The following is a 25,968-nucleotide window of genomic DNA, read 5'->3' as shown; positions in this document are numbered from 1 at the left end:
GCGGTCGGCCACGCGGCTGGTCATTCGGCCATGCCGGCCGGCGTTCGACCTGCTGCTTCACGGGCGCGACGTCAAACACTGTCAGTTACGTGCGCCGATTCCCCTTTTCCCCTGCGAACATTCCACGCCGCGTGCCGACCAATGGCATCATATGGGCCTACGTCAGTCACCGATACGCCCCCATATCATGTCGAATCTCATCGTCCACGGCGGCACTCCGCTGCGCGGGGACATCAAGCCGTCCGCGAACAAGAACGCCGTCCTGCCGATTCTGTGCGCCACCCTGTTGACCGATCAGCCGCTGCGCCTCGTCGGCGTGCCCGACATCACCGACGTGCGCAAGATCCTCGACATCTTCCGCACGCTCGGCAGCGACGTGTCGGTCGATTTCACGACGGGTCTGCTCGAGCTTCACCATCGCAACACGAAGTTCGATCCGGCCGTCCATCGGCTGCCCGAGGCGATGCGTTCGTCGATCATGCTGATTCCGCCGCTGCTCGCGCGCTTCGGCGTCGCGCGCCTCGAGAACGACGTGAAAGGCTGCACGCTCGGCGTGCGCGAGATCGATCCGCACGTCGAGGTGTTCGAGCGATTCGGCGCGCACATCGAACGCACGCCCGATTCGCTGATCGTCCGTACCGACGGCCCGCTGACGGCCAACGATCACTGGCTCGACTACGCGTCGGTGACGACCACCGAGAACTTCGCGCTGTGCGCGACGGCCGCGAACGGCACGTCGACGCTGATGAACGCGGCATCCGAGCCGCACGTGCAGGAGTTCTGCCAGTTCCTCGCGATGATCGGCGTCGCGATCGAGGGGATCGGCACGTCGCGGCTGTGCGTGACGGGCGGCGGCAAGCTCGGCGGCGGCGAGTTCCGTTTCGCCGAGGATTTCCACGAGATCGCGACGTTCCTCGCGCTCGGCGCGATCACGGGCGGCGACATCACGGTGCGCAACTCGTCGCCCGAGCATTTCCCGCTGATCGACCGCACGTTCGCGAAATTCGGCGTCACCGTCACGCACCGCGACGGCTGGTCGCGCGCGGAGCGCGACGGCCCGCTGCGCGTGCGCCGGCCGTTCACGCAGAACATCCTGACCAAGGTCGAGGCCGCGCCATGGCCGTACCTGCCGGTCGACCTGCTGCCGATCTTCATTGCGCTCGGCGTGCGCGCGGAAGGCAGCGCGATGTTCTGGAACAAGGTCTACGACGGCGCGCTCGGCTGGTCCGGCGAGCTGTCGAAGTTCGGCGCGCACGTGCTGCTGTCCGATCCGCACCGGCTGATCACGTTCGGCGGGCTGCAACTGACGCCGGCGCGCGTCGAGAGCCCGTACATCATTCGCGTCGCGATCGCGCTGCTGATGGTGGCCGCGAGCATCGAAGGCCGCTCGGAAATCATGAACGCGCTGCCGATTCGCCGCGCGCATCCGCATTTCGTCGAAAACCTGCGTTCGGTCGGTGCGAACGTCGAGTGGACGAGCAGCGAGTAAGGTCATGACGGATGCGGCGCGCGCAACGGCCGCGTCGCATCCGGTTCGTCCGCTTTTCATGCCGTATCGGCCGTTTCCATGCGCGGCCGCGCGGCGTTCTGCCATCGGTTGCCATCAGTCCGCGTCAGCACGCTGCGTGCTGCTTCACGCCTTTTCCCGTAGTCGGCGTCAGCCTGACGATGCGTCATCGGGACGTCTACTCCCGCGACCCGCCGGCTTTTCCCGCTCGCGGAAAACCAGATTCGGACCCGTCCAATTGCCGAAACGTGAGCCCGGCCATAGCCTGCTTTCCTGATCCGGCGGAAAGTGCAAAAAACCGCACATCCTCCCTCCAGCACGAAAATGCACAGCCTATGGAACCTCGATTCACCCTGGCGCAGATGCGCGACGTCTGGATCGACGCGTATCGTCACGCCGATGTCGAACAACTCGATTTCGTCGCGAGCCCGCATTTCTTTGTCCGGCACGAAGCTCGCATTCGCCCGAAAGCGCAATTTCTTGCGCGAATGCGCGTCGTAGCGGCCGAACGCACACCGGACAGACCGGCTATCGCATATCGGGACGAAACCATGCAAATCGTTACGCGCGGACGGTGCGCGACGATAACGGGCATCGGATCGGTACGGATCGACCAGGCAATCGATTCCCGCTTCGATTTCGTTGAGCAGTGGTGCGTGATCGACGCCCGATGGCGCATTGCCGCGCTCTGGCACGAACACAAGTAAGCTGGGCGGCGCCGCAGGCGCGTTCCGGCGCTTGAATGGGTCGACTCAATCCGGCTCGTTTGCGTCGTTCCGCCTGAACCTGAAATCGCCCGGCAGCTTGCCTCTGAAACGCCTCAACGGCAGCAGAAGCGCTTCGGGGCTCGCGTGGCGGCTCGCGGCCAAAGCACCGGCATGGTGAACGACTATTTCGACTTCGTCGCCTTCACGTAGCCCCAACGCGTCGACCAGACCGACCGGAAGGCGCACGGCCAGACTATTCCCCCACTTTGCAACCCGCATACGTCCTCCTTGAATGGATGTCGCCGACTCTATATCGGCCCCTATCCCACGGGCAAGGATGGCGGATCAACCGACCTCCCGCTCCCCCACAACTCGCGCGATAATCGCCCACTCCCGCGCGAACACCGCGCGCCACCGCCCACCCGTGATGACGAAAAAGCCGGACCTCGACCGACGCGACTGGATTGCCGGCCTCGAAAAAGGCCTGATGATCCTGGAGGCCTTCGACAGCCAGCACGCGCGCATGACGCCCACGCAAGCCGCCGCGCGCACCGGCCTCACGCGCACGGCCGCGCGTCGCTACCTGCTGACGCTGGAATCGCTCGGCTACGTGTACACCGACGGCAAGCTGTATGGCCTCACGCCGCGCGTGCTGCGGGTCGGCTGGTCGTACTTCGATTCGGCGCGCCTGCCGCGCACGGTCCAGCCTTATCTGCAGCAGTTGAGCGCGTCGCTGAACGAATCGGCGTACGTCAGCGTGCTCGACGGCTGGGAGCTCGTGTTCATCGCGCGCAACGGCGTGTCGCGCGTGATGACGACGGGCTTCGTGCTCGGTGCGCGCGTGCCGGCGCCGCTGACGTCGCCCGGTGTCGTCCTGCTCGCCCATCATCCCGATCGCGAAGCCGTGCGCGCGTGGCTCGACGAGACCGAGCTGGCGCCGTTCACGCCGCACACGATCACCAACAAGGCGCGGCTGCTCGAACAGGTCGACCGGGCGCGCGAAGCCGGCTACGCGGCGATCGAGCAGCAATTGCAGGTCGGCGTACGCGGGATCGCGGTGCCGCTGAAGAACCGTCACGGCGAAGTCGTCGCCGCGCTGAGCACGAACATGCCGATCGGCGCGGAGACGACCGACGCGGCCGTGCGGCGCGTGCTGCCGCATCTGCAGGAAGCCGCGCTCGCGATGCTCAACGTGCTGTAGCAGCCGGCGCCGCCGTTACCCGATCCGCCACCACCGCGGCAGCAAATTGCGCACTTCGCGCCGCCGGTAACGGTCGTCGATCAGATGCACGACGCCCTCGTCGTGCTCGGTGCGGATCACGCGCCCGGCCGCCTGCACGACCTTCTGCAGCCCCGGATACAGGTACATGTAGTCGTAACCGTTGCCGAAGCGCGCGTCCATCGCGCGCCGCATCTGCTCGTTGATGTCGTTGACCTGCGGCAGTCCGAGCGTCGCGATGAACGCGCCGATCAACCGCTCGCCGACCAGGTCGACGCCTTCCGAGAAGGCGCCGCCCAGCACCGCGAAGCCGACGCCGCGTCCGCCCGCGTCGAAGCGCGCGAGAAACGCGTCGCGCTCGCTTTCGGCCATGCCGGGCGCCTGCGCCCACACGGGGACGTCCGGATGGCGCGTCTGCATCAGCGCGACCACGCGCCCGAGGTAGTCGAAGCTGCTCAGGAAGCCGAGATAGTTGCCGGGCCGTGCCGCGTATTGCGCGGCGATCAGGTCGGCGATCGGTTCGAGCGAACGATCGCGGTCGCGCCAGCGCGTCGACACGTGGCTCGCGACGCGCACCGTCAGTTGTTCGGCGCGGAACGGCCCGTCGACGTCGAGCCAGCCGGTATCGCCCGGCAGCCCGAGCGTGTCGCGATAGAAATGGAACGGGCTCAGCGTGCCCGAGAACAGCACGGTCGCGCGCGCGGCTTCGTAGCGCGGCGCGAGGAACCCGGCCGGGATCACGTTGCGCACGCACAGCGTCGACTGGACACGGCGCCGGCGGCCGGCCGTCGCGACGCCGTCGAGCGCCGGCTGGCGCGGCATCGGTTCGCCATGCAGCGTCGCGTCGAAGATCGACGCGCTGTCGAACGCCTCGGCCAGCACGCCGAACTGGATCGCCTCGAAATGGAAACGCAGCAGCGCGTCGTCGTTCGCGCGAGGCGCGTCGGTCAGGTGTTCGCCGATCGCCGCGACGAGGTTCTGCACGGCCGACACGATCGGGCCCGGCACCTCGGGATAGGCGGCATAGCGCTCCGCCTGCGCGCGATTGAGCGTCCCCCACGCGCGGGCGAGCCGGTCGAATGCCTTGCGCAGCGCGGCGGGCGCGGCTTCGCGCGCGGCCGCGAACGCGAATGGATCGAGCGACGCGCTGTACATCTTGCGGGCGCGGTCGAGCAGGTTGTGCGCTTCGTCCACGAGCACGCCGACGCGCCACTGGTTCTGCTGCGCGAGCGTATGCAGCATCGCGCTGCCGTCGTAGTAGTAGTTGTAGTCGCCGATCATCATGTCCGACCAGCGCGCGAGCTCCTGCGCCAGGTAGTACGGGCAGACGTCGTGCGCGAGCGCGGCGGCGCGCACGGTCTCGCGATCGAGGAGCCCGGCCTCGATCGCCGCATCGCGCGCGGCCGGCAGCCGGTCGTAGAAGCCCTTCGCGAGCGGGCACGATTCGCCGTGGCACGCGTTGTCCGGATGCTCGCACGCCTTGTCGCGCGCGACGAGTTCCAGCACACGCAGCGGCAAAGCGGGCGTGCCGGCGCCGAGCGTCGTCGCCGCTTCGAGCGCGAGCGCGCGGCCGGGGGTTTTCGCGGTCAGGAAAAATACGTGATCGAGTTCGCCCTCGCCGCAGGCCTTCAGCAACGGGAACACGGTGCCGAGCGTCTTGCCGATGCCGGTCGGCGCCTGCGCCATCAGGCAGCGTTCGTCGCGTGCCGCGCGATAGACGGCCACCGCCAGCTCGCGCTGGCCGCTGCGGAACTGCCCATGCGGAAACGCGAGCGCGCGCAGCGCCGCGTCGCGCGCGGCGCGATGGGCCGTCTCGCGTTCGGCCCAGCCGATGAAGCACGCGCACTGCTCGGCGAAGAACGTCGCGAGCGCGCCGGCATCGAGCGTTTCCGTCAGCACGGTCTCGCGCTCGGACACGATGTCGAAATACACGAGCGCGACGTCGATTTCATTCAGATCGCGCGCAGCGCACATCAGGTGCGCATAGACCTTCGCCTGCGCCCAATGCAGCGCGCGGTGGTTGGCCGGCATCGCATCGAGGCTGCCGCGGTAGGTCTTGATTTCCTCGAGCCGGTTCGCCACCGGATCGTAGCCGTCCGCGCGCCCGCGCACGGTGAGCATGCCCCACGTGCCCGTCAGCGCGATCTCGGTTTCGTAGCGCGCGCCGCGCTTCGACGTGACCGCGCCGTGGCCGGCGATGCCTTCGAGCGCGGTCGGCGCGGGCGTGAAGCGCAGGTCGAGATCGCCGCGCCGCGCGGTGAACTCGCACATCGCCCGCACCGCGACGACGTAGCTCATACGGACAACCCCGCCGCCTCGGCGTGCGCGACGCCCTCGCCGGCCCACTCGACGTCGACGACGCGCACCGGCATGCGGTGCGCGAGGCAGTAGGCGAGCCAGCGCGTCTGGTTGTCCTGCAGCCGGTCGCCGGGGCCCTTCACCTCGATCAGCTCGTAGCGTCGTTCGTCGGGCCAGAAGCGCACGAGATCGGGCAAGCCGGACCGGTTGCCGCGGATATCCGCGAGCAGGCGCGTGAACCACAGCCGCAGGTGCTCGGGCGGCAGGCACGCGAGCGCTTCGTCGAGCAACGCGTCGGTCAGCACGCCCCAGAACACGAACGGCGACTGCACGCCGGCCTTCGTCGCGAAATGCCGACGGATCGTGTCGCGGTACGCGCCCGAATCGAGCTGCGCGAAGCACGCGTCGAAGGCCGCCGCGCGACGCGCGGCGAAATCGGGCGCGTGCAGGTCGGCCGGGCCGCGCTGGAACGGGTGAAAGAACGCGCCGGGCACCGCCGCGAACACGGGTTCCCAGCACAGCAGACCGAACAGCGAATTGATCAGCGTGTTTTCGACGTAGTGGACCGGCGACGCCGGCTGCGCGAGATGGTCGCGCACCGCGAATTCGACGCTGACGGATGCGTCGGGACGCGCGAGCACGAGCGTCTCGCGCGGGACCGCCGCGGCGGCGGCCGCGCGTTCGACCCGCTGGCCGGCGCGACGCTGCAGGCGCGGCAGCATGCGCTCGACGCGCTGGCGCTCCTCGTCGCTCTCGAAGCCGCCGCGCGCGTCGAGCGCCAGCGCAAGCGCGTCGCCGTCGCGCCCGCAGCGTTCGAGTACGCGGATGCGCCGCTGGCGGCTGCCGGGCCATGCGCTGCGCGTGTACGCGTCGAGCGCGGCGCACCAGTCGGCACGGCGTTCGCATGCCTGGCCCAGCGCGAACAGCAGCTTCGCGCGGCGCGTCGCGAGCCACGGCTGCGCACAGTCGACCGCGTCCAGCGCGCGGATCAGATCGTCGAACGGCAGATCGTCGGGCCATGCGTCGAGCGCGTCGCGGCACATCTGCAGCGCGAGATATGCATCGACGTCGCCACGCTGCTGGAACGCGCGCGACGACGGCGCGATCGGCACGCTTTCGTACTGGAACACGCCGAGATCGGCGAGCACGAACTCGCTCCAGTCTTGATGCAGATTGCCGAAGAACATCAGCCGCAGCCGGTCGCACAGCGGGCCGACCGTCACGCGCAGCACGCGGTCGTCGGCCTGCGCGCACCACGCGTCGAGCGGTTGCGCGACGTCGTGCGCGGGCCTCAGCCGTTCGAGCCAGTCGGCCTTGCGCTCGCCAGCATGCGCGGCGAGCGACGGAAAGATGCGCAGCAGATCGGCCTTGGTCGACAGCGCGAACAGCTCGTCGAGCGTGAGCGCGGGCGCCGGATCGACCCAGCCGAGCGCGACGAGCGGCGCGGCGGCGTCGAGCGTGCAGCCGATCTCGTCGTACACGAGCTTGCTCGCGCGGAAATCGCACCCGTTGCGCATCAGCATCCGCACGAGCAGCGCGCGCGACGCCTGCGGCAGCGCCGCGAACTGCCGGACGAACGCATGCTCGTGCGCGTCGAACAGGTCGTCGTAACGCTCGCCGAGCCAGGCCAGCGCGCGTTCGAAATTGGTCAGGTAGTAAAACGCCGGAGGCGTCGGCGAAGCAGGCGTCACGGGGATCGATCACTGTACATTTGTACAGGTCGCAATCATATCAAATGTGGCGGCCAATGCCGCACGCGGCATTGCCGTTCCGCTGCCCCGGCTTCGGTCAGAACTGGTAATTCACCGACATGTCGAACACGCCGTTGGTCGACTGCTGCGTGATCGGGCTGCGCGCCGCGCGGCCGACGAGCTGCTCGAGCGCGCCGTCCATCGTGACGAACCAGTGCTTGTTCACGAACCACACCATCGTCACGCCCACGCCGGCCGACTTGATCCCGGCCCCGGACGAATAGGCCGGCAGCCCCGAGCGCGCCGCAGCCCCCTGGTTCACGCCGAACCAGCTGTTCATGTAGCGGGAATCGGCGAACGACACGGTGGGCCCCGCGAACCAGAAGAAGTGTTCGTTGCTGCCGGGCATCGGCATGTACGCGGAAAAATCGCCGGTCCAGCCGTTCGACCCGCCGATGCTGCGCCGCACGTCCGCGCGCAGCACGAGCGGGAAATCCTTCGAGACCACGTAGTCGGCCGCGAGCTTCATCACGGGCGCCGCATTGATGTTGTCGAGACCGTTCAGATGGCCGAGATCATCGGCCGAACGGCGCCCGAGGTCATAGCCGACCGACAAACTCACGCGCCAGTTCGGCCCGCGCAGCACGTTCGCGCCGAGCCCCTCGCCGGTCGACAGGAAGAACAGGTCGCGATAGCGGATATCGAAATTCGGGCCGCCCATCACGCGATAGCGGTCGGAGCCCGCATAGCGCGGCTGCAGCGTCATCGCGGCGCCGACGCTGACCTGCCAGGTCGGGATATTCGGATCGAAGAGTTTGCGCAGCGGCACGCCCGCCGTGTATTGCCATTCCCCGAGCGGCGAAGGCGTCTGGGCCGACGCGTCGCGGGCGCCGGCGGCGGCGAGCGCCGCGAATGCCGACAGGCTGGATACGAACCGGCGTGCGCCGGGGGACAGCAACAGGCGAGCAACAGGGGTCAAGGCGGTCTCCGTCGGTTGCATGAAAGGAACCTGAGGGAAAGCGCGTCGCGCTTCGTCGGCTGCAACGGCACGCAGCCTGCGGCGCGAACGTAGCATGCGCTGAATTAATGGACATCCTACGCGACGCGCGCACAGACGCAAAGCGCCCGCTGTATGCGGGCACTTTGCCGGAAGCCGGCATGAGCCGGCGGATGATTGCGGAATCAGAAACGCTCGACGTGATAGTCGCCGGCGAGCGCGGCCGGACTGCGCGTCGACATCATCCGGGAGAAACCGTCGGCGAGCCGGCCGAGCGCCAACTGCTTCTGGCTGGCGTCCCAGTGCGTAAAGGTGTCGTACGCGGCATCGTCGAACGAAACGGTCACGGCGACCGGGCGGCCGCTCGCGCGAAAGCCGATCTGCAGCACGCCGCCCGGCAATTCCTCGATGTGATAGTGCAGCGAACGCGATTCGAAATAGCGGCCCAGTACCTGAGCGATCGCGCGCTTGTCTGGCGATTGCACGTGAATGTCCATGACGGTCCTCCTTTTCAGTGTTCGCGCGGCCGGTGGTGGCGCACTGCCCCGGGCGGCATCCGCATCGGCGGCGGATTCGACGGCGGGTCGCCCTGCGGCAGCCCGTCGGGCACGGGCGGGTCGACCGGGTCGTCGTGCCCGGGCGGCGGCGGATCCGGTTCGACGTCGGGTGTCGTCGGTTCGGGGCGGTGCAGCATGGATGGCGTCTTCATGTCACTCCTGCGCGACGGCGCGCGCATCTCGATGGCGAGGCGAGCCCCGCAAGCGCCGTGCCCGCTCTCGCGCCGTTCCGTTCAATCGTCGTAAGCCGCCATGACGAGCCACATCGTGCGCCCCTCGGCGGACAGTTGCACGGCGAGCGCGAACGGGTCGGACGGTTCGCATTGCGCGACCAGCGCCTGCTGGGCCCGCTCCGGGCTGTCGTAGACGACGTCGTTCAGCTCGCGCACCTCGTCCTTGCCGTCGAACATGCGCCGCTCCGGCCGGTAGACCCGCGATTCGCGCTTCCACGTATCGAATCGCTCGCGCACGTGGCCGAAATCGCCGCCGCATACGTTCGCGTCGTAACGTATCCTTTCCCTGGCTGCATTCATCGCGATGTCCTCTCGTCCAGACCGGACGCGTGCCCGGCCGTCCTGGCCGGCTTGCAAGCGCCGTGCCGCGTGCGCCGCGGGTACGCCGCTTGCGCTTCTCATCGACAAGGAGGTCCGACCATGATCGTTCACGCCACCGGCCGCCGCGACGCCGTGTCACCGGTTGCCGGAGTGCTCCGGCTCGCCACGTCGCGCCCGCCGTCCGAAGACAAGACGGAGGAGCGCATCGACGAAGGGCTCGAGGAGACGTTCCCGGCCAGCGATCCGCCCGCCGTCGGCGGTGCGACCCGTATCGACCCCGCCAAGCCGTCCGGCGAGCATGAACGTCGCGCGCCGCACGTCCCTTCACCGCCCCCCGATCACGGCTGACGGCGGCACCCGGCCCGCGGTGCGGCAGCGCATGCGCGGGCCGGCGAAATCAGGAGCGATTCGATGAAAGTCCTTGAACGCAGATGGCATGAAATCAGTGGCGCGGCCGGCGTCGCGGCACTGGCCGCGATCGAAAGCGCCGTGGTGCTGGCGATCGTCACGATGACGGGGATTGGCCACTGACGTCCCGCGTTGATGCCCCTGCCGCGAGGCGGCGGCTGCCGTGGAAGATGTACAAGCGGGCTGGCCAATTTCTCCGTCCTCCGGCCGTCCGGGCCCCGCGTGCGCGCATCGCGCGCGGCACGCGGCCTGCTCCCGTCTGGATCCGATCACGAAGGAGGCGTTCATGTATCGCGTCAACGAGATCATGTCGCGCGACGTAGTATGCGTCGCACCGACCGACACGATTCGCCGTGCGGCCGAATTGATGCAGCGCTTCGACATCGGCGTGCTGCCCGTGTGCGAGGGCACCGAGCTCGTCGCGATCGTGACCGACCGCGATCTGGCGGTGCGGGCGCTGTCGCACGGTCATTCGCCCGATACGCCGGTGCACGCGGTGGCGTCCAGACCCGTGCAGTGGTGCGTGGAAGACGACGGCGTCGGCGACATTCAGCAGCGGATGGCCGACGTGCAGTTGCACCGGCTGCCGGTGCTCGATCGCAGCCGGAAGCTGGTCGGCATGGTGTCGCTCGGCGACATCGCGACGCGCGCGGGCGGCCCGGCGCGCGACGAGCTGGCCAATACGCTCGAGGACGTATCGCTGCCGCGCCGCCGCTGACCGGCATCTCTCATCGTTCTGCGTTGCCCGCTACCCCGGCGCCGTACCCGCGCGATGGATTTGCGCGTGGACCGCGGTGCCGCTTCTACCAGGAGGTTTCGATGACAACGGACAAACCGTCGCGCGACGCCGCGCGCATCGTCGGCGCGAACCCGCGCACGGCCGCCGGCGGGCCGGGGCCCGACGTGATGGCCGCTCGCACGCTCGAAGACGATCGCGTGCTGACGATGGACGGCGACGACATCGGCAAGGTGAGCCACATCATGCTCGACGTACGCGCGGGACGGATCGCGTACGCGGTCGTGTCGTCGGGCGGCTTGCTCGGGATTGGCGACAAGCTGCTCGCGGTGCCGTGGAACGCGCTCGTTCTCGACGCCGAGCGCGAATGCTTCGTGCTGCCGGTCGACACCGCGCGCGTGCGCGAGGCGCCCGGCTTCGACAAGAGCCGGTGGCCCGCGATGGCCGACCCCGAATGGGCCGAAGCGCTGCATGCGTACTACGGCAGCTCGCCTTACTGGCTGATCGAGGAAGGCGAAACGGCGCTCGATTCGCCGCCGTACGAGGCATCCCCCGGCGGCCCCGAAGACGGCACGCGGCAGCCCTGAAGCGCATCCGCCGCAACGCGGGTCACTGCGCGGTGGCCACGGTCTTCGCGAGTTGCCGCGCGGCACCCAGGTGCGCGTTCAGCGTCGGCAGCGTGCGGGCCGCGAACGCGCGAAGCTGCGGGTCGCGGCCGTCTTTCGCCTCGGTTTCGTAGAGCCGGACCGCCGCTTCGTGCGCGCGGGGCCCGGCCAGCGCCACGTACGCCGTATCGAATGCGTGCCCGTCCTTCGCTCGCAATGCCGTCACCTCCGGATCCACGAGCATCCGCGTCTGGACCGGCACGCCCTTCTGCGCGCCGAGATGCCGCAATCCGTCTGCGATACGCGCGTGATCGTCGACCATCCGGCGGGCGAAGGCTTTCACGTCCGCGTTCGACGATCGATCGAGCGCGAGCTGGCCGGCCTGTCGTTGCACCTTGCCGATCATGCCGGCCTTGTCGACGAACTCGGCGTCGATGCCGGCCGGCCGCTGCGTCATGCCGGCCTCGTCGGCGGTCGAGCCCGGCCGGATGACGCCCGGCGCGACCTGCGCGGACGAAGCGGGCGGCGCCTGCGCGTCCGACAGCGCGAACGTCCCGACACCGGCGGCGGCCATCAGCATGATGACTACCGGCCGACGCCCGCGTTGTTTCGTCCGGTTCGTTTTATTCATCCGGGCCTCCGATGTCGGGCGACGAAGCGGGGCCGGCCGCACGCCTTCCCGTCACGCGGGACGATGGGCCGACGTGAAGAAATCGGTCCACGCGCCGTTGTGCCATGCACCCTCGGTGCGCTCCACCGACAGCGCGCCGGCGGCGAGCATCGTCCGCTCCGCGAACGCGATCGTGCGCCGCGTCACGTGCGCGGCCAGCACGACGCCGTTTTCGCATTGCTTCAGTGCGCCATGTCCCTCCGGTGCATCGCCGCGCATCCGGCCGAGCGCGCCGCACAACGCGCCGACATAGGCGCCGACGAGCGGCACGCCGATCCACGCGAGCGGGGAATGAAGCCCGCCCAGATGGAGCACCGCGGCGCCGGCGAGCCCGACGACCGCGCCGATGGCCACGCCTTCCAGCGCGCCGAGGCCGCCCGGCCGCGCGGCGGAGTCCGCATAGACGTCGCCGCCGAGCCAGAACAGCGCGTGCTGCCCGGGCGGATTGAGAAAGAAGACCTTCACGTCGTCCCGATGGATGGCGTGGCCGCGCAGTTGCTCCGCGCAGCGTTCCGCCTGCTCGAGCCGCGAGAAACGGCCCGCGATGATGGTGTCCATGTCGAACCCTCCTGCCCGGTGACGCGCAGGGTCGCGGGCGCGCGACGCCCGGTCGGCCCGGCGCTGGCCCGCGCATCACATTACTTCCGGCGGATCTGCAGCTTGTCGCGCACGCCGCTCACGCCGCTGACGTCGTGCGCGACGCGGACCGCGGCCGCGCGTTGCCGCTCGTCGGGCACGTTGCCCGTCAATTCGACCACGCGGTCGTGAACCTGCACGTCGATGTCGCCGGAAGCCAGGCCGCGTTCGGCGACGAGCGCGGCCCTGACGCGGGACGCGAGCGTCGCGTCGCGGATCTGGCCCCCGACGGCCGACGCCTGGCTCGCCAGCTTCGCACGCGTGCCCTCCTCGGCCGATGCGTAGCGGGGCGTCGCGATCCATGCACACGACAACATCAGTATGCTCGCGATCCGCCCGATCGGCGTCCCGCGTCGGGTGCGTGCCGGCTTGCCGCCCGTGCCGCCGCGCCGCGTGCTTTCCGTTGCGTCCATCGTGCCTCCTTTTTCGTATGCGGCCGCGGCGGTCAGGCGGCCGGATAGCCGCGCCCGTGTATTGGCCGTCACCGCTCGCGCGGCTTCGCGTCGCCCGCGTCGTCCGGGGCGACATCGACGATCACGCTCGCGAGGGTCGGCATGTCGACCGGCTTGCACAGATACGCATCGAACCCGGCGGCCATCACGCGGCGCCGGTCGGTCTTGCCGGCGTGCGCGGTCACCGCGACGACCGGCAGATGCCCGCCGCCGTTCGGCAGGCGCCGGATCCGGTCCAGCAGCCAGTAGCCATCGCCGTCCGGCATCGCGAGATCCGACAGCACGACGCTCGGCGGCTGCCGTGCCACCGCGTCGAGCGCGTCGTGCCCCGAACGCGCGGTCGATACCTGCGCGCCCATCGTTTCGAGCGCGGCCGCGAGGCTGGTGCGCGACGTCGCGTCGTCGTCGACCACCAGCACGCGCTGACCGTCGAGTGCGACCGTATTGGCCATGCCCTTCGCGCGCGCCGGCCGCTCCACCGGATCGTCGGCATCCCAGCCGGCCGGCAGCGTCACCGTGACGGTCGTTCCGCGCCCGGCGCCCGCGCTCGTCGCGACGACGTCGCCGCCGTGCAGCTGCACGATGTTGCGCACGATCGACAGGCCGAGCCCGAGGCCGCGCTTCGGCGACGTGAACGCGCCTTCCGGCCGGCTGAACGTCTCGAACAGATGCGGCAGGCGTTCCGGCGCGATACCTTGCCCGGTGTCGGCGACCGACAACCGTACGCGTTCGCCCGCGCGCGTCAGTGACACGTTGATGCGGCCGCCCGGCGGCGTGAACTTGATCGCGTTCGACAGCAGGTTCGACAGGACCTGGCGCAGGCGTTCGCCGTCCGCCGGAATCACGCAGGCCGGCATCGCATACTCGGTCGACAGCACGAGCCCGTTTGCCTGCGCCGTCGCGTCGAGTTCGCGCGCCGCGTCGCGCACGATCCGCACGAGATCGACCGGCACGCGTTCGAGGCGCAGCCGGCCGGTCGCGAGGGACGACGCGTCGAGCAGATCGGCGACCATGTGCGACAGCGACCGCGCGCTGCGGTCGATCGCATCGACCGCCTGTTGCGCGAAGCCCTGCCCGTCGGCGTTGCGCAGTACCTCGACCCAGCCGTAGATCACGTTCAGCGGCGTGCGCAGTTCGTGCGAGACCGTGGCCAGCAGCTCGTCCTTCAACCGGTTCGACGCATCGGCCTGCACGCGCGCGTCGCGAGCGCCACGCAGCGAACGCAGGTCGCGGCGCTCGCTGCGGCGGCGTTCGCCCGCTTCGCGCAGCATCAGCGACAGGCCCGTGCAATGGCCCTCTGCATCGACGATCGGCGAAGCGGCGAAGGTGGCGCGAAACCGGCCGCCGTCGTGGCGCACGCACAGTACGTCGAGTGGCCCGACCGGCGCGCGCAGGTCTGCGAACGACGCCGGCACCGCATGTCGGCGCAACCAGCGCGGCGCGATCATCGTGACGACGTCGCGTCCGCTCGCCTGCGCCGCATCGATGCCGAAGATTCGTGCCGCGGCCGGATTCCAGCTGGTGATGCGGCGCGCGGCGTCGATCCCGACGATCGCATCGGGCGACGCATCGACCACCTGACGCAGCAGCCCGTCGTCGCGCACGCCCGCGCCGACGGAAGGCTCGCGGTGCGGCGGATGCGGCTCGCCGCGGGCGTCGTCGAACGCGCGCGGACGATCGTTCGCGAGCAGCGGCTTCACGGCCGCCACCAGCACGCATTCGACGAAACCGATCGCGACGAACGTGCCGGCTTGCGCGAGCAGCGTTGCCAGCGGCGCGGCGCGCCACCACCATGCGGCGATCACGCCGATGCTGGCGACGGTCGCGACCAGACCGCCGCCGAACGACGTCAGCCATGCGGCAGCCGCCACGCCGGCATAAAAAGGCAGCGGCGCAAATGGCGCGTGCTCGCCGACAGCCCGGATCGCCCACGCCTGCAGCGCGGACGCGAGCCCGACGGCCAGTACGACCCATGCACCCTGCCGGAACAGCTCACGGGTCAGAGTCCTCATTGCATCCTTGTATCGCGCCGGCTCCCGTCGTGCGGGGGGAATGCCGCCTTTCGGCCATCCGGCATGCCGTCGAACGCGCCGGGGCGAGCTTGAGGGCGTCAGCAAAGAACGTACCCGGGTGGCGGCGCGTTCGCGGCTCGCGGCACCCGATGGCCGGCCCCCGCGCCGGCGCCCGGTGCGACCGGGCCGGTGGGGGGGCGAGTTCGCCGGGCGCGCCGCCGCGATATGTCGCCGGCCGCTTTTTTCATCGGGTTTCTGTAAAAAAGCGCTGGTCCTGACCGAATGCGTCATCACGCCGGGGCCGGCGACAAATCCGATGGCCTGTTGCTTTCACTCACGCCGCGCACATTGGAATTTTCTATTCGGCGGCACCTTCGCGGTCGTTTCGCTGTCGATGATAAATATTGCAATCAACGGAACGTGCGATGCCGTTTTTCAAAGCGGCCCGTGAACACCTATGGGTGAATCCGCCAACCGGGCGAAGCAGCGCGCAGACGGTCGCCGGCTGTCCGGCCGGTCCGCCGCGATGCGCACGCTGCTCGCCCGTATCGAGAAAATCGCGCCGACCCGCGCGAGCGTGATGATTGCCGGCGAAAGCGGGGTCGGCAAGGATATCGTCGCGCGGCGGCTGCACGATCTGAGCGCGCGACGCGACGGTCCGTTCGTGCCGATGAACTGCGGCGCGATTCCGCCCGACCTGGCCGAGGCGCATCTGTTCGGGCACGAGAAAGGCAGCTTTACCGGTGCGATCACGCAGCGTGAAGGCTTCTTCGAAGCCGCGCGCGGCGGCACGCTGCTGCTCGACGAGGTCGCGGAAATGCCCGCGGCGCTGCAGGTGAAGCTGCTGCGGGCGATCGAGTCGAACGCGATCGTGCGCGTGGGCGGCACCGAATCGATTCCGCTCGACGTGCGGTTCGTTTCGGCCACCCGTCACAATCCGGCCGACGCGGTGCGCGACGGCCGGTTGCGCGAGGACCTGTTCTACCGGCTCGCCGCGTTCGCGATCTACGTGCCGCCGCTGCGCCAGCGCGACGGCGACGTCGAGACGATCGCGCAGGAATTCGTCGACACGCTGAACGCGCGGCATCGCGCGCACAAGCGGCTGACCGACGCGGCGATCGCCGCGTTGCGCGCGTATTCGTGGCCCGGCAACGTGCGCGAACTGCACAACACGATCGAGCGTGCATACATCCTGTCGGACGAAGGTATCGACGTCGCGCTGCCGAAGCAGCCGCTGCCGGCGGCCGCCAGCACGTCGGAAGGCGCGATGGCGCTGCCGCTCGGCGCGACGCTGCACCATGTGCAGCAACGCTTCATCGCGGAGACGTTGCGTCACTTCGACGGCAACAAGCCGCGCGCGGCCAAGGCACTCGGCATCAGCCTGAAGACGCTCTACAACCGGCTCGCGCTGATGCGCGACCAGGGCGGCTCTTGAGCGGCGCGGCCCGCATGGCGCGGGCCGCGAGCCACCCGGCCACGGGGCGCGTCAGGCGACCTTGAACTGCCCGACGGTCGTCGCCAGCGCATTCGCCTGGGACTGCAGCGCGGTGGCCGCCGCCGTCGACTGTTCGACGAGCGCCGCGTTCTGCTGCACCATTTCGTCGAGCTGGCTGACCGCGCGGTTCACTTCCTGAATACCGCGCGTCTGCTCGTTCGCCGCGTGCGTGATCTCGGAGATGATGGTCGTCACGTTCGCCACGTTGGACACGATCTCGCGCATCGTGTCGCCGGCCTGGCGTACCTGCCCGGACCCGGCCGACACGCTCGCAACCGTCGATTCCACCAGCACCTTCACTTCGCGCGCGGCCTGCGCGCTGCGTTGCGCGAGGCTGCGCACTTCCTGCGCGACGACCGCGAAGCCGCGGCCCTGCTCGCCCGCCCGCGCCGCTTCGACGGCCGCGTTCAGCGCGAGGATGTTGGTCTGGAACGCGATCCCGTCGATCACGCCGATGATGTCGCCGATCCGGCCGGACGCTTCCTCGATCTTCCCCATCGTCGCGACGACGTCCGACACGACCACGCCGCCGTGCGACGCGATCCGCGACGCGGCCGCCGCGCGTTCGTCGGCCTGGCTGGCGGCGGCGGCCGACTGACCGACGGTCGCGGTGATCTCTTCCATCGACGCCGCGGTTTGCTCGAGGCTCGCCGCCGCCGATTCGGTACGCGACGACAGGTCCTGGTTGCCGGCCGCAATCTCGTTCGCGGCCGTGCGCACCGATTCGCTCGCGTCGCGGATCTGGCGCATCACGTCGTTCAGCTTGTCAACGAAGCTGTTGAACGAGCGTGCGATGTCGGCCACTTCGTCGCGGCCGGCAGCAGGCAGGCGCTGCGTCAGGTCGCCGGCGCCCGAGCCGATCGCGGCCATCGCGTGGCGCACCTGCGACAGGCGGCGGAATGCCGTCGTGGTGATCGCGCCGATGATCAGCGACGCCACGCCGACGATCACGATCAGCGTAATCAGCGACGCGGTCAGCAGCGAACGCATGCCGGCCGTCGCTTCGGCCTTGTCGAGCAGCACCAGCGCGTACCAGTCGGTGCCCGGCACGGGTTTCGCGCGCACGAGCTTCGCGTCGCCGCCGACGCCGACCTCGACCGGCGCGTTCGCCGCCGCGATCGATGCGGCGCCCAGCGAACCGAGTTCGGGCGATACGTCGGCGACCGGCTTCAGCGTGAGCTTCGCGTCCGGGTGCGCGACGACGTGGCCGCTGCTGTCGATCAGCATCCCGAAGCTCGCCGGCGTCGGGCGGATCGACTTGACGTTGGCGATCACGCTGTCCATCGACAGGTCCGCGGCGACCACGCCCTTCAGCGCGCCGTCGCGCAGGATCGGCACCGCGAACGTGACGACGAGGTTGCCGGTGCCGGCATCGACGTACGGCGGCGTCACGACCGGCTTGCCGGCCTGCGCGGCCTGCTTGTACCACGGGCGGCCGGTCGGATCGTAGTCGGGCGGGATGCCGGTCGGGTCGGAGAAGTGGAACGCCTTGTCCGCATAACCGGCATAGACGTTCGTGAAGCCGCCGGCCGCGGCCATCTGCTTGAACACCGGCAGCGGATCGGGCGTCAGCGCGGCATCCTGCAGCGACGCGATCATCCGGCTGCGGGTCGCGACCCAGTCGGCGATCCCCACCACGTGGCCGCTCGCGACTGAGACCAGGTTGCGGTCGATCGCGTCGTCGTTGTACGAGCGTGCGATGAAATAGTTGATCAGGGTCGTGGCGACGAGCGCGAATACGACGATGGAGACGCACGCGGCGAGAATGCGGGCGCGAATGGACGAAAACATGGCAACGACTCGGTAAGAGCGGGCGAACGCCCGGTGGACGAATTCACCGGGTAAACGGCAAATCGCACCACTTTCTTGAGGTCGTCGTGACGATTCAGTGAAACATATGACGAAAGGCGCCGGCGACTGTCGGCGGACCGTCAGGATGGATGGCGCGCCGGGCGCGCCGTGCGCCTGGCCCCCAACCGGCCGCCATCCGCTACAGTCGACGGCTCGGCCGCGGATCGGTGTCCGCGGGTGCCGCATCGGCGCGCGTATCGCGGTCGAGGTCGTCCTTCTGGCGCATCCGCTCACGCAGATGGCGGATCGCGAATACGTGGATGTAGTCGTGCACGCGCGCGCCGGACGACAGCGCGCGCACTTCGTCGTCGAGCATCGCACGCAGCTGATCCGCGCCGATCGCGCGCCGTTCGGCGGCTTCCTTCAGTGAATCGAGCAAATTGTCCTTGGACATCGACGGACTCCTGGCGGTCGAGGAACGAAACGGATGACGGTACTGGAAGCTTAAGACTGGATGGACGCGCGGCGTACGATGCGCCGGCGCGTGTTTGCGCGCGATCAACGGCACGTTGCGTGCCGCCGCGCCGATCCGTTTCCGGACCGGCCCCGCGAAGTTCGCGGGGCACATGGCCTGCGAACGACACCGGAAACCCTGCCACGCCACCCCGGGGCGCGGCACTGGCGACGGACGGCAGGTGGAACGCCATGCGACGCCGGTGCAGACGCGAACTTAGACCGGCCGAAATCATGCGTCAAGCAGCGCCGTGCGCGTACCGTCCATTCGTCGAACGAACGCGCCGAATCGGCCGGTCGGCCGCCACGTGTGTCAGCGGATTCCGATACGCGTCGCGCCATTTCCTGACAACGACTTCAGCACGCACCGCTTGGCAGCGCGCCGTCGCCACACGATACTGATCACATGAACCAGGCGTTCATACCGGAACATCGCTCAGCCGGCCACCGAGCCGGCACGCGGGGTTCCGCGCAGGAGACCAACCATGGCACATCGCAACTTACCGGGCCGGGACGGCCAGCGGCGCACGTCGGGCAACGCGCGCGCCCTGCCCGACCGGGCCGCGTCGGCCGGCAACCGTCCGTCCGACGACCTCGACACCTTGCTCGCGCTCGCACGCGAGGCCGGATTGCTCGTCACGCTGGACGGACAGATCGGCCGCGAAAAGTATCAGAGCGTCGCGGGCTCGGTCCTCGCATTGCAGCGGTTCGCCGCGGCACTGTGTGCGCGAAACGCGGCCGACGCGCCGGCCGCATCGGAGCCGCGTCGCAAGGCGCGCCCGGGCTGGCCGCATGCGAATCGTTTGCGCAGCCGCACGTGCAGCGCATGCGCGCCGCTGCATGTCGTTCGTCCGCATGGGCGGGTACGACGCGGCGTGGGCCGCCGGCACGACCTGCGATCGATTCTTCATACCCTCTGATCCGCGCACGTAACCGATGCGCGGCACGGGGCCGTGCAATGGGCGCGCGCACGACCCGGCCGCCACGCCGGCGTCGCGCCGTGCATCCGCCATGCTCGCCGCGATCCGTATCGAGGTGACCGCGCGCGACGACGCGCCGCTCGACGCGGCCGCGTTCCAAACCATTCGTTCGGGGAAATGAATTCGACGGGGCCACGCGGAAAGCGGACGGGGTGACTTCCACCCCGCCCGTCCTCCAAGGCAACCGTCGGTTGCCTACCCTCGTGCCAGAGAGTTCCCGGTCGGATGACGCGCCGGACAAATACGTGGCGCGACTCCTGAAACGATGTGACATGTGACGGCGGCGCGTGCGACCGTGATCGCCACTCGCATGCAGGCGCGGCAGACCGGCCGCGGCGCCGGATGTTCCATCACTGTCTCACGCGATATGCGCGGCGCTTCTGATGCAGGTCAATCCAGAACCGCTTCCACCGCCATGAGGCGCGACTCAGTCCGCGCCGCGCACCAACAGCACGGGCACTTCCGCGAGATGCGCGACCCGCCGCGCGACGCTGCCGATCAGCCACGCGGCGATGCCGCGACGGCCATGCGTGCCGACCACCAGCAGCTCGGCCCGCCAGTGCACGGCATCGCGCATCAGCGCATGGGCCACGTCGTCGCTGGTCGGACGCGTTTCGACGACGGCGCGCTTGGTCGGATTGCCCGTCGCATGGAACAGCGGGCCGACCTTCGCGAGCGCATCCTCGCCCTCCGCGCGGTATGCATCCTCGAGCGCGCGTACCGGCACGACATCCGTCAGACGAACCGCGCGATCGATCACGTACGCCGCATACAGCAACGTCGTCGGCGCCGCGAAGCCGAGGCCGACGCGCACCGCGTGCAGCGACGGCTCGCTGCCGTCGACCGCGAACATCAGCCGCTGCAGCGTGCCGTCCGACGGCCGTCCATAGGTGCCCGGCACGATCAGCAGCGCGCAGCGCGCGCGTTTCGTCAGCATGTCCGACATCGCGCCTTCGACGAGCCGCAACAGCCCGTGATGCGGATTCGCGCCGATCACCAGCACGTCCGCATGCCACGTCGACGTATCGTTCACCAGCGCGTCCGCTACCGAGCCGCCCGTGACCGACGTATCGATGACCGCCAGTTCGACTTCGATGTCGCTGTCGTCGAACAGCGCCGCGATCCGCTCGCCGGTAGCCTGCGCTTCGCGCATCATGTCCTCGCGCGCGGATGTCAGTAGCGCGTCGATGCGCGGAATGTCGGGCAGCACGAGACGCGGATTGTCGACCGCGCAAATGATGCGCAATCGCATGCCGGGACGCAGCAGCGTGCGCACGTAACGCGCGGCGGTCAACGATTCGGGCGTCGAATCGACGGCCAGTGCGATCCGAGCGAGCGTCGGGATGGGCTGGGCAGGCTGCATGGCGAAGGCCTCCGTGCGTGCACGTCGTCGCTGAACGACGACGGGCGCTTCGCGCGGTAGCGGCACGCGGCGGCCGGACTGCCGCCGCGGTCGCGGGGACCGGCGCGGTGCCACGCGAAGCGCGGACAAGCAATGCGTTCGTTCAGCATAGGCCGTCCGGCCCGCGCGTGCATGATCGCGATCAATGATCGCGAACGGTCGCGCGGCATCCTGCCCGCGCGGCTTACGACTTCGTCGGCATCGACTCGGCCGGACGGTTCGCATGGAACAGCGCGTACGCGATGCCGAGCAGCACGATCCATACCGGCCCGATCACGAGCGCGACGCGCGTGTCGGGCGTGAGCGCCATCAGCACGACGACCAGCGCGAGAAAGCCGAGCGCGACGAACGAACCGAGCGGATAGAACGGCACGCGGATCGGCAGGCGCGCGATCCTGTCGGCCGACAGCGTGCGACGAAAACGCATCTGCGCGATCAGGATCACGCACCACGTCCAGATCGCGCCGAACGTCGACACCGACGTGAGCCACGTGAACACGTGCTGCGGCGCGAGATAGTTGAGCAACACGCTGATCAGCAGCAGCGCGATCGACACCGCCACGCCGTACACGGGCACGCCGCTGCGGTTCACGCGACCGAGCGCGGCCGGCGCCTGGCCCTGCTGCGCGAGGTTATAGAGCATCCGCGCGGTGCTGAACAGGCCGCTGTTGCACGACGACAGCGCCGCGGTCAGCACGACGAAGTTGATGATGCCGGCGGCGGCGGGAATGCCGAGCCGCGAGAACGTCATCACGAACGGGCTGCCCTGCGTGCCGATCTGGTCCCATGGATAGAGCGACATGATCACGAACAGCGCGCCGATGTAGAAAATCAGCACGCGCCAGAACACCGAATTCACGGCTTTCGTCAGCGACTTCTCCGGGTTGCGCGCCTCGCCGGCCGTGAGGCCGAGCATCTCCACGCCGAGATACGCGAACATCACGATCGGCAGCGCGGCGATCACGCCATGGATTCCATTCGGCATGAATCCGCCGTGCGACCATAGATTCGAGATGCCGGTCGCGATACCGCCGTTGCCGATGCCGAACGCGATCATCAAGCCGCCTCCGATGATCATCAGCACGATCGTGACGATCTTGATCAGCGCGAACCAGAATTCGAATTCGCCATACAGTTTGACCGCGATGAAGTTCACCGAGCCCATCGCCAGCAGCGCCGCGAGCGCCCAGATCCAGTTCGGCACGCCGGGGACCCACATGTGCATGTAGACGCCGACCGCCGTGATTTCCGCCATGCAGGTGACGATCCACACGAACCAGTAGGTCCAGCCCGTCAGGTAACCGGCAAACGGGCCGAGGTAGTCGCGCGCATAGCGGCTGAAGGCGCCGGCGACCGGGTTGGTGATCGCCATTTCGCCGAGCGCGCGCATGATCAGGAAGATCGCGAGGCCGCCGAGCAGGTAGGTCAGCAGGATGGCCGGGCCGGCCGTGCGGATCGCGGTGGCCGAGCCGAGGAACAGGCCGACGCCGATCGTCGCACCGAGCGCCATCAGGTTGATGTGCCGTTCTTCCAGCCCGCGGTGCAGTTGGTCTTCTGGTTGTTTCAAATTCGTCTCCTGGCAGCCACGAGGGGCGCCGTCATTGTGTCGATGGCAATGCGCGCCCGGTCATGCCGATTTTTGAGCCGAAAACGAAATAATCCCTGGTGTCGATTTCTGAATGAGAAACGACGTGGACGCCGTGTCAATTCGGTTGGAATTGCTGCGGATTATCCGAATTTGCCAGAGCAATCTGGAAATACGGATAGCCTTTCACGGAATACACCCTGGGTCGACCGCCTGACGCGGCTGTGCGCGTGACGAGCGGCAAACGGGGGGCATCGTTTTCGGCGCGAACGAACGCGCGTCGAATGTGCGCAATCTCGCGCACGGAATATGCAGGCGGGATTATAGGGAGGATCGGTAGTTTCACGCCAGGCGATTTTGAGAAAATCTATCTTCCTGCCTCGGTTGCTGTCGTATTTCGCCATGGCCAAATACAACGCAGATCAAGACGGTATCACGATCCCGCTCAAAACTGCGCCGTTACTTGAAATCCGACTGTCACGCGCGCGGTCGGAAGTCCGGACGGCTTGTACACCGGGGTTCCTGCGAACAGGTCGTAGCCATAGCCGCCGAAGCGCGTTGCTACACTGCCCTTCACGCCGATCATCGCCCCAGCCATCTGCGTACCGACCAGAGCAACCGGTTGCGGTCCCCACACACGGCCGTAATCCAATCCCGCGTAAATCGCCTGTCCGGTCTGTCCGATCGGCATCTGCAACTCATTGCGCCAGTAAAGTCCGCGTGCCGCCGCCAGCATCGTTTCGCCGTCGAACCCGCGAACGGTGTACCTGCTGCCAATCGTCAAATCGTCGATGTAGTACAGCGAGTTCCCGGTATATTGGCCGTGGATGCTCGTCACGTATCGGAACGGCTGCTTTGCGATCGCGAACGGCACGGACAGGTTCGCATCGAGTACCGCCATCTTGAAGCGGTAAGTCGGACCGCACATCGAGCACGACATCGCTTTCTCCCGGCACGTCGGCCGGAACGATCTGCATCGACACGTCTTGACTCGTAACGCGCTTCATCTGCTCCAGACCTTGTTCAAGGTCGCGCAAGTTCAGTTCGCCGTCGCGTGTTGGGAACGCGGTTTTCCACGTGCCACGCAATTTTTCATCAGCGAAACGCACGCGTCGAATCACGCCGGGAATGAGCGAGACGTTCAATGTGCCGGTCGACAGGTCCTGTTCGGGCAGCAGCACGCGTGTCGTGATGTACCCGCGCGAAAGAATGTCTTGCGACAATGCTTTGACGAAAACGTCCAGCCCTTGTTTGCCGACACATTGGCCCGTGTAGTGTTCGAGCCATTCGCGCGCGAATGCGAAACGATCCATCGGCAACGCGGATGCGCCCTGAGTTTTCAAGCCATCCGGCAGCGAATCGGGAACATCGAGCGTGAAGCGGTCAATGCGGAAGCACGGTGTTTCGGCCGGAGGCGCTGGATAGCCTGCACTCGCTGCGACGCTCGAGCGAACGGCTGGCGCGGAAACGGTTCGTTCCCGCTCGCGGGCCTCTTCCTGCTGGCGTGCCTGTTGGTCGTTGCCAACCAGCGGAACCGACTGCGCCATCGTACAAGTTGAAGCAAATAGCAACGACCCCGCGACAAGGCTACCCCCTCGGATTTGCTTCATTTATTTGATTCTCTCGATTACGCGTACCGCGTGACCATCCAGACCCCGATCAGGATGACGACAGCGCCGACGACCTGCATCGGCCGCAACAGGTGTTCGTGCAAAGCCGTGAACGACAACACCACGAGCATGGAAATCGCCACCATCGCCGGATACGCCACGCTTAGCGTTGTTTTGCGCAGCGCGAGTGCGTAAAGGAGGAAGCCGACACCGTAGGCACCTATGGCCGCCCCGCGGGCGATCCATGGCAACATGCTGGACTCACCAAGTGCGATGCCCTTGAGCGCCGCAACTCGGAGCAAGATGCTCGCGACACCGCCGAAAAAACCACTTGCGACGACGATCAGCCAGTTCACCGCGCGGCCTCCGTCACGACTGTCACATCCGGCCGGGGCGTGGTGTTAGTACGGATGTCATCGGATGCACCCGTGTTCCCGTCAAAAATCATATTGAACCGATTTGCGCCATGGAGCGCGATCAGCACGATGGCGGGAAAGACGACCGAAAAGTTTCGCGCCTCATCGCGGTAGCCGAAAAAGAAGAACAACACCAATACCGGCAGGAATGCCGCAAAAAAATAGATACGGTATCGATGTGGCGTCGCGCGCCACGCCGAGCCGAAGAAAACCGCAAGCGGTACAAGCATCAGCGGATTTTCGAGACTTGGCGTAAAGATGCCTTTACCGATCAGGTTGTAGAACGACAGGTAAGACAAGGGATTAAGCCAGAATTTCAGGTTATCCCACACGTGAAATTCGACGAAGCCACCAGCATTCGCGTCGTAGCCGCTCATGATGAAATGGCGAGTGCCCACGCAGATCACAAGTTGCAACACCAGCCAACCGACTCGTTTCGATACCGGAACGTCGCGCTCGTGCAGGAAAAATAGCGCAAGCGGAACAAGGAAGAACGTTTCCTTGTTCAGGGAGAAGATGGAAACCATCAACGTGCATGCCAGCATCCGCTTCTTCAGCAGGAAATAGCACGCACCGAGTACGCCGAGGAGTTCGAAGAAGTCGTAGTAATAGCCGCCCTGCTGAAACGTGAGCGGATAGACGAAGCCGAACGCCGCCAGAAAGCCAACGGATTGCCCGAAGTTCAGGCCGTGTAGCCTGGCTAGCCTGTAGACCAGCAACAGCGCGAACAGCGTCGACAACACGATCGCGATGTACGTCAGGTGGTAGACGAGTGCCACGATCGGTGTCCAATATTGGTCCGGCACACTCGTGAAATAGGCGTTGCGCAGCGAATCATGCCGTTTGATCGATTTGAAAAGCTTTTCCTGCTTTTCCTGGCCAAGCCGCTCGACTACCCATTTTGCGGCTCGCGGGAACGACGAGCGATAGACATACGGCTTCGGTGCCTCGCCGTTCATCATGCCGACGAGGCTGTAGCTGGTTGCAAAATCCCCTTTCTGGTCGTCACGAAAGCCCCACTTCAGCAACATGCTGTTGGTGATGTTTCCGGCGCATACGAACAACAGCACATAGACGATGGCGAAGCGGCAGAACGCCAGCACGCGGTTTCGGTTTTTTTCTGTCAT

25 protein-coding genes and 1 pseudogene are annotated in these 25,968 nt (G+C 67.6%); 7 read left to right on the top strand and 19 right to left on the bottom strand.

Going from position 1 to position 25,968, the window contains the following annotated elements; genetic code table 11:
- Positions 1 to 187: 187 nt before the first annotated feature.
- Positions 188 to 1,489 (top strand): UDP-N-acetylglucosamine 1-carboxyvinyltransferase, encoded by a 1,302-nt coding sequence (locus CFB35_RS22450; RefSeq protein ID WP_012340028.1) that lies wholly within the window; start codon positions 188 to 190, stop codon positions 1,487 to 1,489.
- A 56-nt stretch (positions 1,490 to 1,545) separates the two neighbouring features.
- Here CFB35_RS22450 and CFB35_RS35050 read toward each other — a convergent pair whose 3' ends face one another.
- Positions 1,546 to 2,208, bottom strand: a complete 663-nt coding sequence (locus tag CFB35_RS35050) for a hypothetical protein (RefSeq protein WP_226094200.1) — start codon at positions 2,206 to 2,208, stop codon at positions 1,546 to 1,548.
- Positions 2,209 to 2,259: 51 nt separating this feature from the next.
- Positions 2,260 to 2,493 (bottom strand): AbrB/MazE/SpoVT family DNA-binding domain-containing protein, encoded by a 234-nt coding sequence (locus CFB35_RS22440; RefSeq protein WP_059574398.1) that lies wholly within the window; start codon positions 2,491 to 2,493, stop codon positions 2,260 to 2,262.
- Between the two features lie 148 nt (positions 2,494 to 2,641).
- On the opposite strand from CFB35_RS22440, the gene CFB35_RS22435 reads away from it, so the two are divergent.
- On the top strand, positions 2,642 to 3,415 hold the full coding sequence (locus CFB35_RS22435; RefSeq protein ID WP_059574399.1) for an IclR family transcriptional regulator C-terminal domain-containing protein: 774 nt from the start codon (positions 2,642 to 2,644) through the stop codon (positions 3,413 to 3,415).
- A gap of 15 nt (positions 3,416 to 3,430) precedes the next feature.
- Here CFB35_RS22435 and CFB35_RS22430 read toward each other — a convergent pair whose 3' ends face one another.
- The 6 genes from CFB35_RS22430 to CFB35_RS22405 all read right to left on the bottom strand — a co-directional run bounded on the left by CFB35_RS22430 (position 3,431) and on the right by CFB35_RS22405 (position 9,509).
- Entirely contained in the window at positions 3,431 to 5,731 is a 2,301-nt protein-coding gene (locus tag CFB35_RS22430; protein ID WP_059574400.1) for an ATP-dependent DNA helicase, read from the bottom strand.
- Positions 5,728 to 7,422 (bottom strand): VRR-NUC domain-containing protein, encoded by a 1,695-nt coding sequence (locus CFB35_RS22425; RefSeq protein WP_060011369.1) that lies wholly within the window; start codon positions 7,420 to 7,422, stop codon positions 5,728 to 5,730. The genes CFB35_RS22430 and CFB35_RS22425 overlap by 4 nt, the downstream gene beginning before the upstream one ends.
- Before the next feature lie 97 nt (positions 7,423 to 7,519).
- Entirely contained in the window at positions 7,520 to 8,422 is a 903-nt protein-coding gene (locus tag CFB35_RS22420) for a MipA/OmpV family protein (protein WP_179231776.1), read from the bottom strand.
- 182 nt (positions 8,423 to 8,604) lie between these two features.
- The gene (locus tag CFB35_RS22415) at positions 8,605 to 8,916 is read right to left on the bottom strand and encodes a hypothetical protein (RefSeq protein WP_060011367.1); all 312 of its coding nucleotides are present in this window, start codon (positions 8,914 to 8,916) and stop codon (positions 8,605 to 8,607) included.
- Positions 8,917 to 8,930: 14 nt separating this feature from the next.
- Positions 8,931 to 9,128: a hypothetical protein gene (locus CFB35_RS22410; protein WP_059574403.1), complete on the bottom strand. Its 198-nt coding sequence runs from the start codon at positions 9,126 to 9,128 to the stop codon at positions 8,931 to 8,933.
- An 81-nt stretch (positions 9,129 to 9,209) separates the two neighbouring features.
- Complete coding sequence (locus CFB35_RS22405; protein WP_059574404.1) at positions 9,210 to 9,509, bottom strand: hypothetical protein; 300 nt, start codon at positions 9,507 to 9,509, stop codon at positions 9,210 to 9,212.
- A 120-nt stretch (positions 9,510 to 9,629) separates the two neighbouring features.
- Between CFB35_RS22405 and CFB35_RS22400 the strand changes: the two genes are divergently transcribed.
- The 3 genes from CFB35_RS22400 (at position 9,630) to CFB35_RS22390 (ending at position 11,261) form a co-directional block, all read left to right on the top strand.
- Complete coding sequence (locus CFB35_RS22400; protein ID WP_059574405.1) at positions 9,630 to 9,878, top strand: hypothetical protein; 249 nt, start codon at positions 9,630 to 9,632, stop codon at positions 9,876 to 9,878.
- A 346-nt stretch (positions 9,879 to 10,224) separates the two neighbouring features.
- The gene (locus tag CFB35_RS22395) at positions 10,225 to 10,656 is read left to right on the top strand and encodes a CBS domain-containing protein (RefSeq protein WP_059574406.1); all 432 of its coding nucleotides are present in this window, start codon (positions 10,225 to 10,227) and stop codon (positions 10,654 to 10,656) included.
- Between the two features lie 101 nt (positions 10,657 to 10,757).
- A complete protein-coding gene (locus tag CFB35_RS22390) occupies positions 10,758 to 11,261 on the top strand; it encodes a PRC-barrel domain-containing protein (RefSeq protein ID WP_060011365.1) in 504 nt (167 codons plus the stop codon).
- A 22-nt stretch (positions 11,262 to 11,283) separates the two neighbouring features.
- Here the strand turns inward: CFB35_RS22390 and CFB35_RS22385 are convergent, their stop codons facing one another.
- From CFB35_RS22385 to CFB35_RS22370, 4 genes are all read right to left on the bottom strand, one after another.
- Positions 11,284 to 11,859 (bottom strand): DUF4142 domain-containing protein, encoded by a 576-nt coding sequence (locus CFB35_RS22385; protein ID WP_226094199.1) that lies wholly within the window; start codon positions 11,857 to 11,859, stop codon positions 11,284 to 11,286.
- A gap of 102 nt (positions 11,860 to 11,961) precedes the next feature.
- The gene (locus tag CFB35_RS22380; protein WP_059574409.1) at positions 11,962 to 12,507 is read right to left on the bottom strand and encodes a hypothetical protein; all 546 of its coding nucleotides are present in this window, start codon (positions 12,505 to 12,507) and stop codon (positions 11,962 to 11,964) included.
- 80 nt (positions 12,508 to 12,587) lie between these two features.
- A complete protein-coding gene (locus tag CFB35_RS22375; protein WP_059574410.1) occupies positions 12,588 to 12,998 on the bottom strand; it encodes a BON domain-containing protein in 411 nt (136 codons plus the stop codon).
- Between the two features lie 68 nt (positions 12,999 to 13,066).
- Positions 13,067 to 15,049: an ATP-binding protein gene (locus CFB35_RS22370; RefSeq protein ID WP_059574411.1), complete on the bottom strand. Its 1,983-nt coding sequence runs from the start codon at positions 15,047 to 15,049 to the stop codon at positions 13,067 to 13,069.
- A gap of 457 nt (positions 15,050 to 15,506) precedes the next feature.
- On the opposite strand from CFB35_RS22370, the gene CFB35_RS22365 reads away from it, so the two are divergent.
- On the top strand, positions 15,507 to 16,484 hold the full coding sequence (locus CFB35_RS22365) for a sigma-54-dependent Fis family transcriptional regulator (RefSeq protein WP_059574412.1): 978 nt from the start codon (positions 15,507 to 15,509) through the stop codon (positions 16,482 to 16,484).
- A 51-nt stretch (positions 16,485 to 16,535) separates the two neighbouring features.
- Here the strand turns inward: CFB35_RS22365 and CFB35_RS22360 are convergent, their stop codons facing one another.
- Together CFB35_RS22360 and CFB35_RS22355 are read right to left on the bottom strand one after the other, a co-directional pair.
- Positions 16,536 to 18,335 (bottom strand): methyl-accepting chemotaxis protein, encoded by a 1,800-nt coding sequence (locus tag CFB35_RS22360; protein ID WP_059574413.1) that lies wholly within the window; start codon positions 18,333 to 18,335, stop codon positions 16,536 to 16,538.
- A gap of 199 nt (positions 18,336 to 18,534) precedes the next feature.
- Entirely contained in the window at positions 18,535 to 18,789 is a 255-nt protein-coding gene (locus CFB35_RS22355) for a DUF3562 domain-containing protein (protein ID WP_059574414.1), read from the bottom strand.
- 544 nt (positions 18,790 to 19,333) lie between these two features.
- On the opposite strand from CFB35_RS22355, the gene CFB35_RS22350 reads away from it, so the two are divergent.
- Positions 19,334 to 19,768, top strand: coding sequence for a hypothetical protein (locus CFB35_RS22350; RefSeq protein ID WP_059574415.1), 435 nt, complete (start codon positions 19,334 to 19,336; stop codon positions 19,766 to 19,768).
- A gap of 487 nt (positions 19,769 to 20,255) precedes the next feature.
- On the opposite strand, the gene CFB35_RS22345 is transcribed toward CFB35_RS22350, so the two are convergent.
- The 5 genes and pseudogenes from CFB35_RS22345 to CFB35_RS22320 all read right to left on the bottom strand — a co-directional run bounded on the left by CFB35_RS22345 (position 20,256) and on the right by CFB35_RS22320 (position 25,968).
- Positions 20,256 to 21,191: a universal stress protein gene (locus CFB35_RS22345; RefSeq protein ID WP_059574416.1), complete on the bottom strand. Its 936-nt coding sequence runs from the start codon at positions 21,189 to 21,191 to the stop codon at positions 20,256 to 20,258.
- A gap of 223 nt (positions 21,192 to 21,414) precedes the next feature.
- Entirely contained in the window at positions 21,415 to 22,797 is a 1,383-nt protein-coding gene (locus tag CFB35_RS22340) for an amino acid permease (protein WP_059574417.1), read from the bottom strand.
- A gap of 463 nt (positions 22,798 to 23,260) precedes the next feature.
- Positions 23,261 to 24,425: pseudogene (locus CFB35_RS22330) on the bottom strand (ShlB/FhaC/HecB family hemolysin secretion/activation protein).
- A 17-nt stretch (positions 24,426 to 24,442) separates the two neighbouring features.
- Positions 24,443 to 24,781: a small multidrug resistance protein gene (locus CFB35_RS22325; RefSeq protein ID WP_059574418.1), complete on the bottom strand. Its 339-nt coding sequence runs from the start codon at positions 24,779 to 24,781 to the stop codon at positions 24,443 to 24,445.
- Entirely contained in the window at positions 24,778 to 25,968 is a 1,191-nt protein-coding gene (locus CFB35_RS22320; RefSeq protein ID WP_059574419.1) for a hypothetical protein, read from the bottom strand. The genes CFB35_RS22325 and CFB35_RS22320 overlap by 4 nt, the downstream gene beginning before the upstream one ends.

It is taken from the genome of Burkholderia sp. AU16482, assembly GCF_002223285.1.
Lineage (GTDB): Bacteria > Pseudomonadota > Gammaproteobacteria > Burkholderiales > Burkholderiaceae > Burkholderia > Burkholderia semiarida.
The sequence above is the reverse complement of the archived record's forward strand: the minus strand, read 5'-3'. Positions and strand labels throughout refer to the sequence as shown.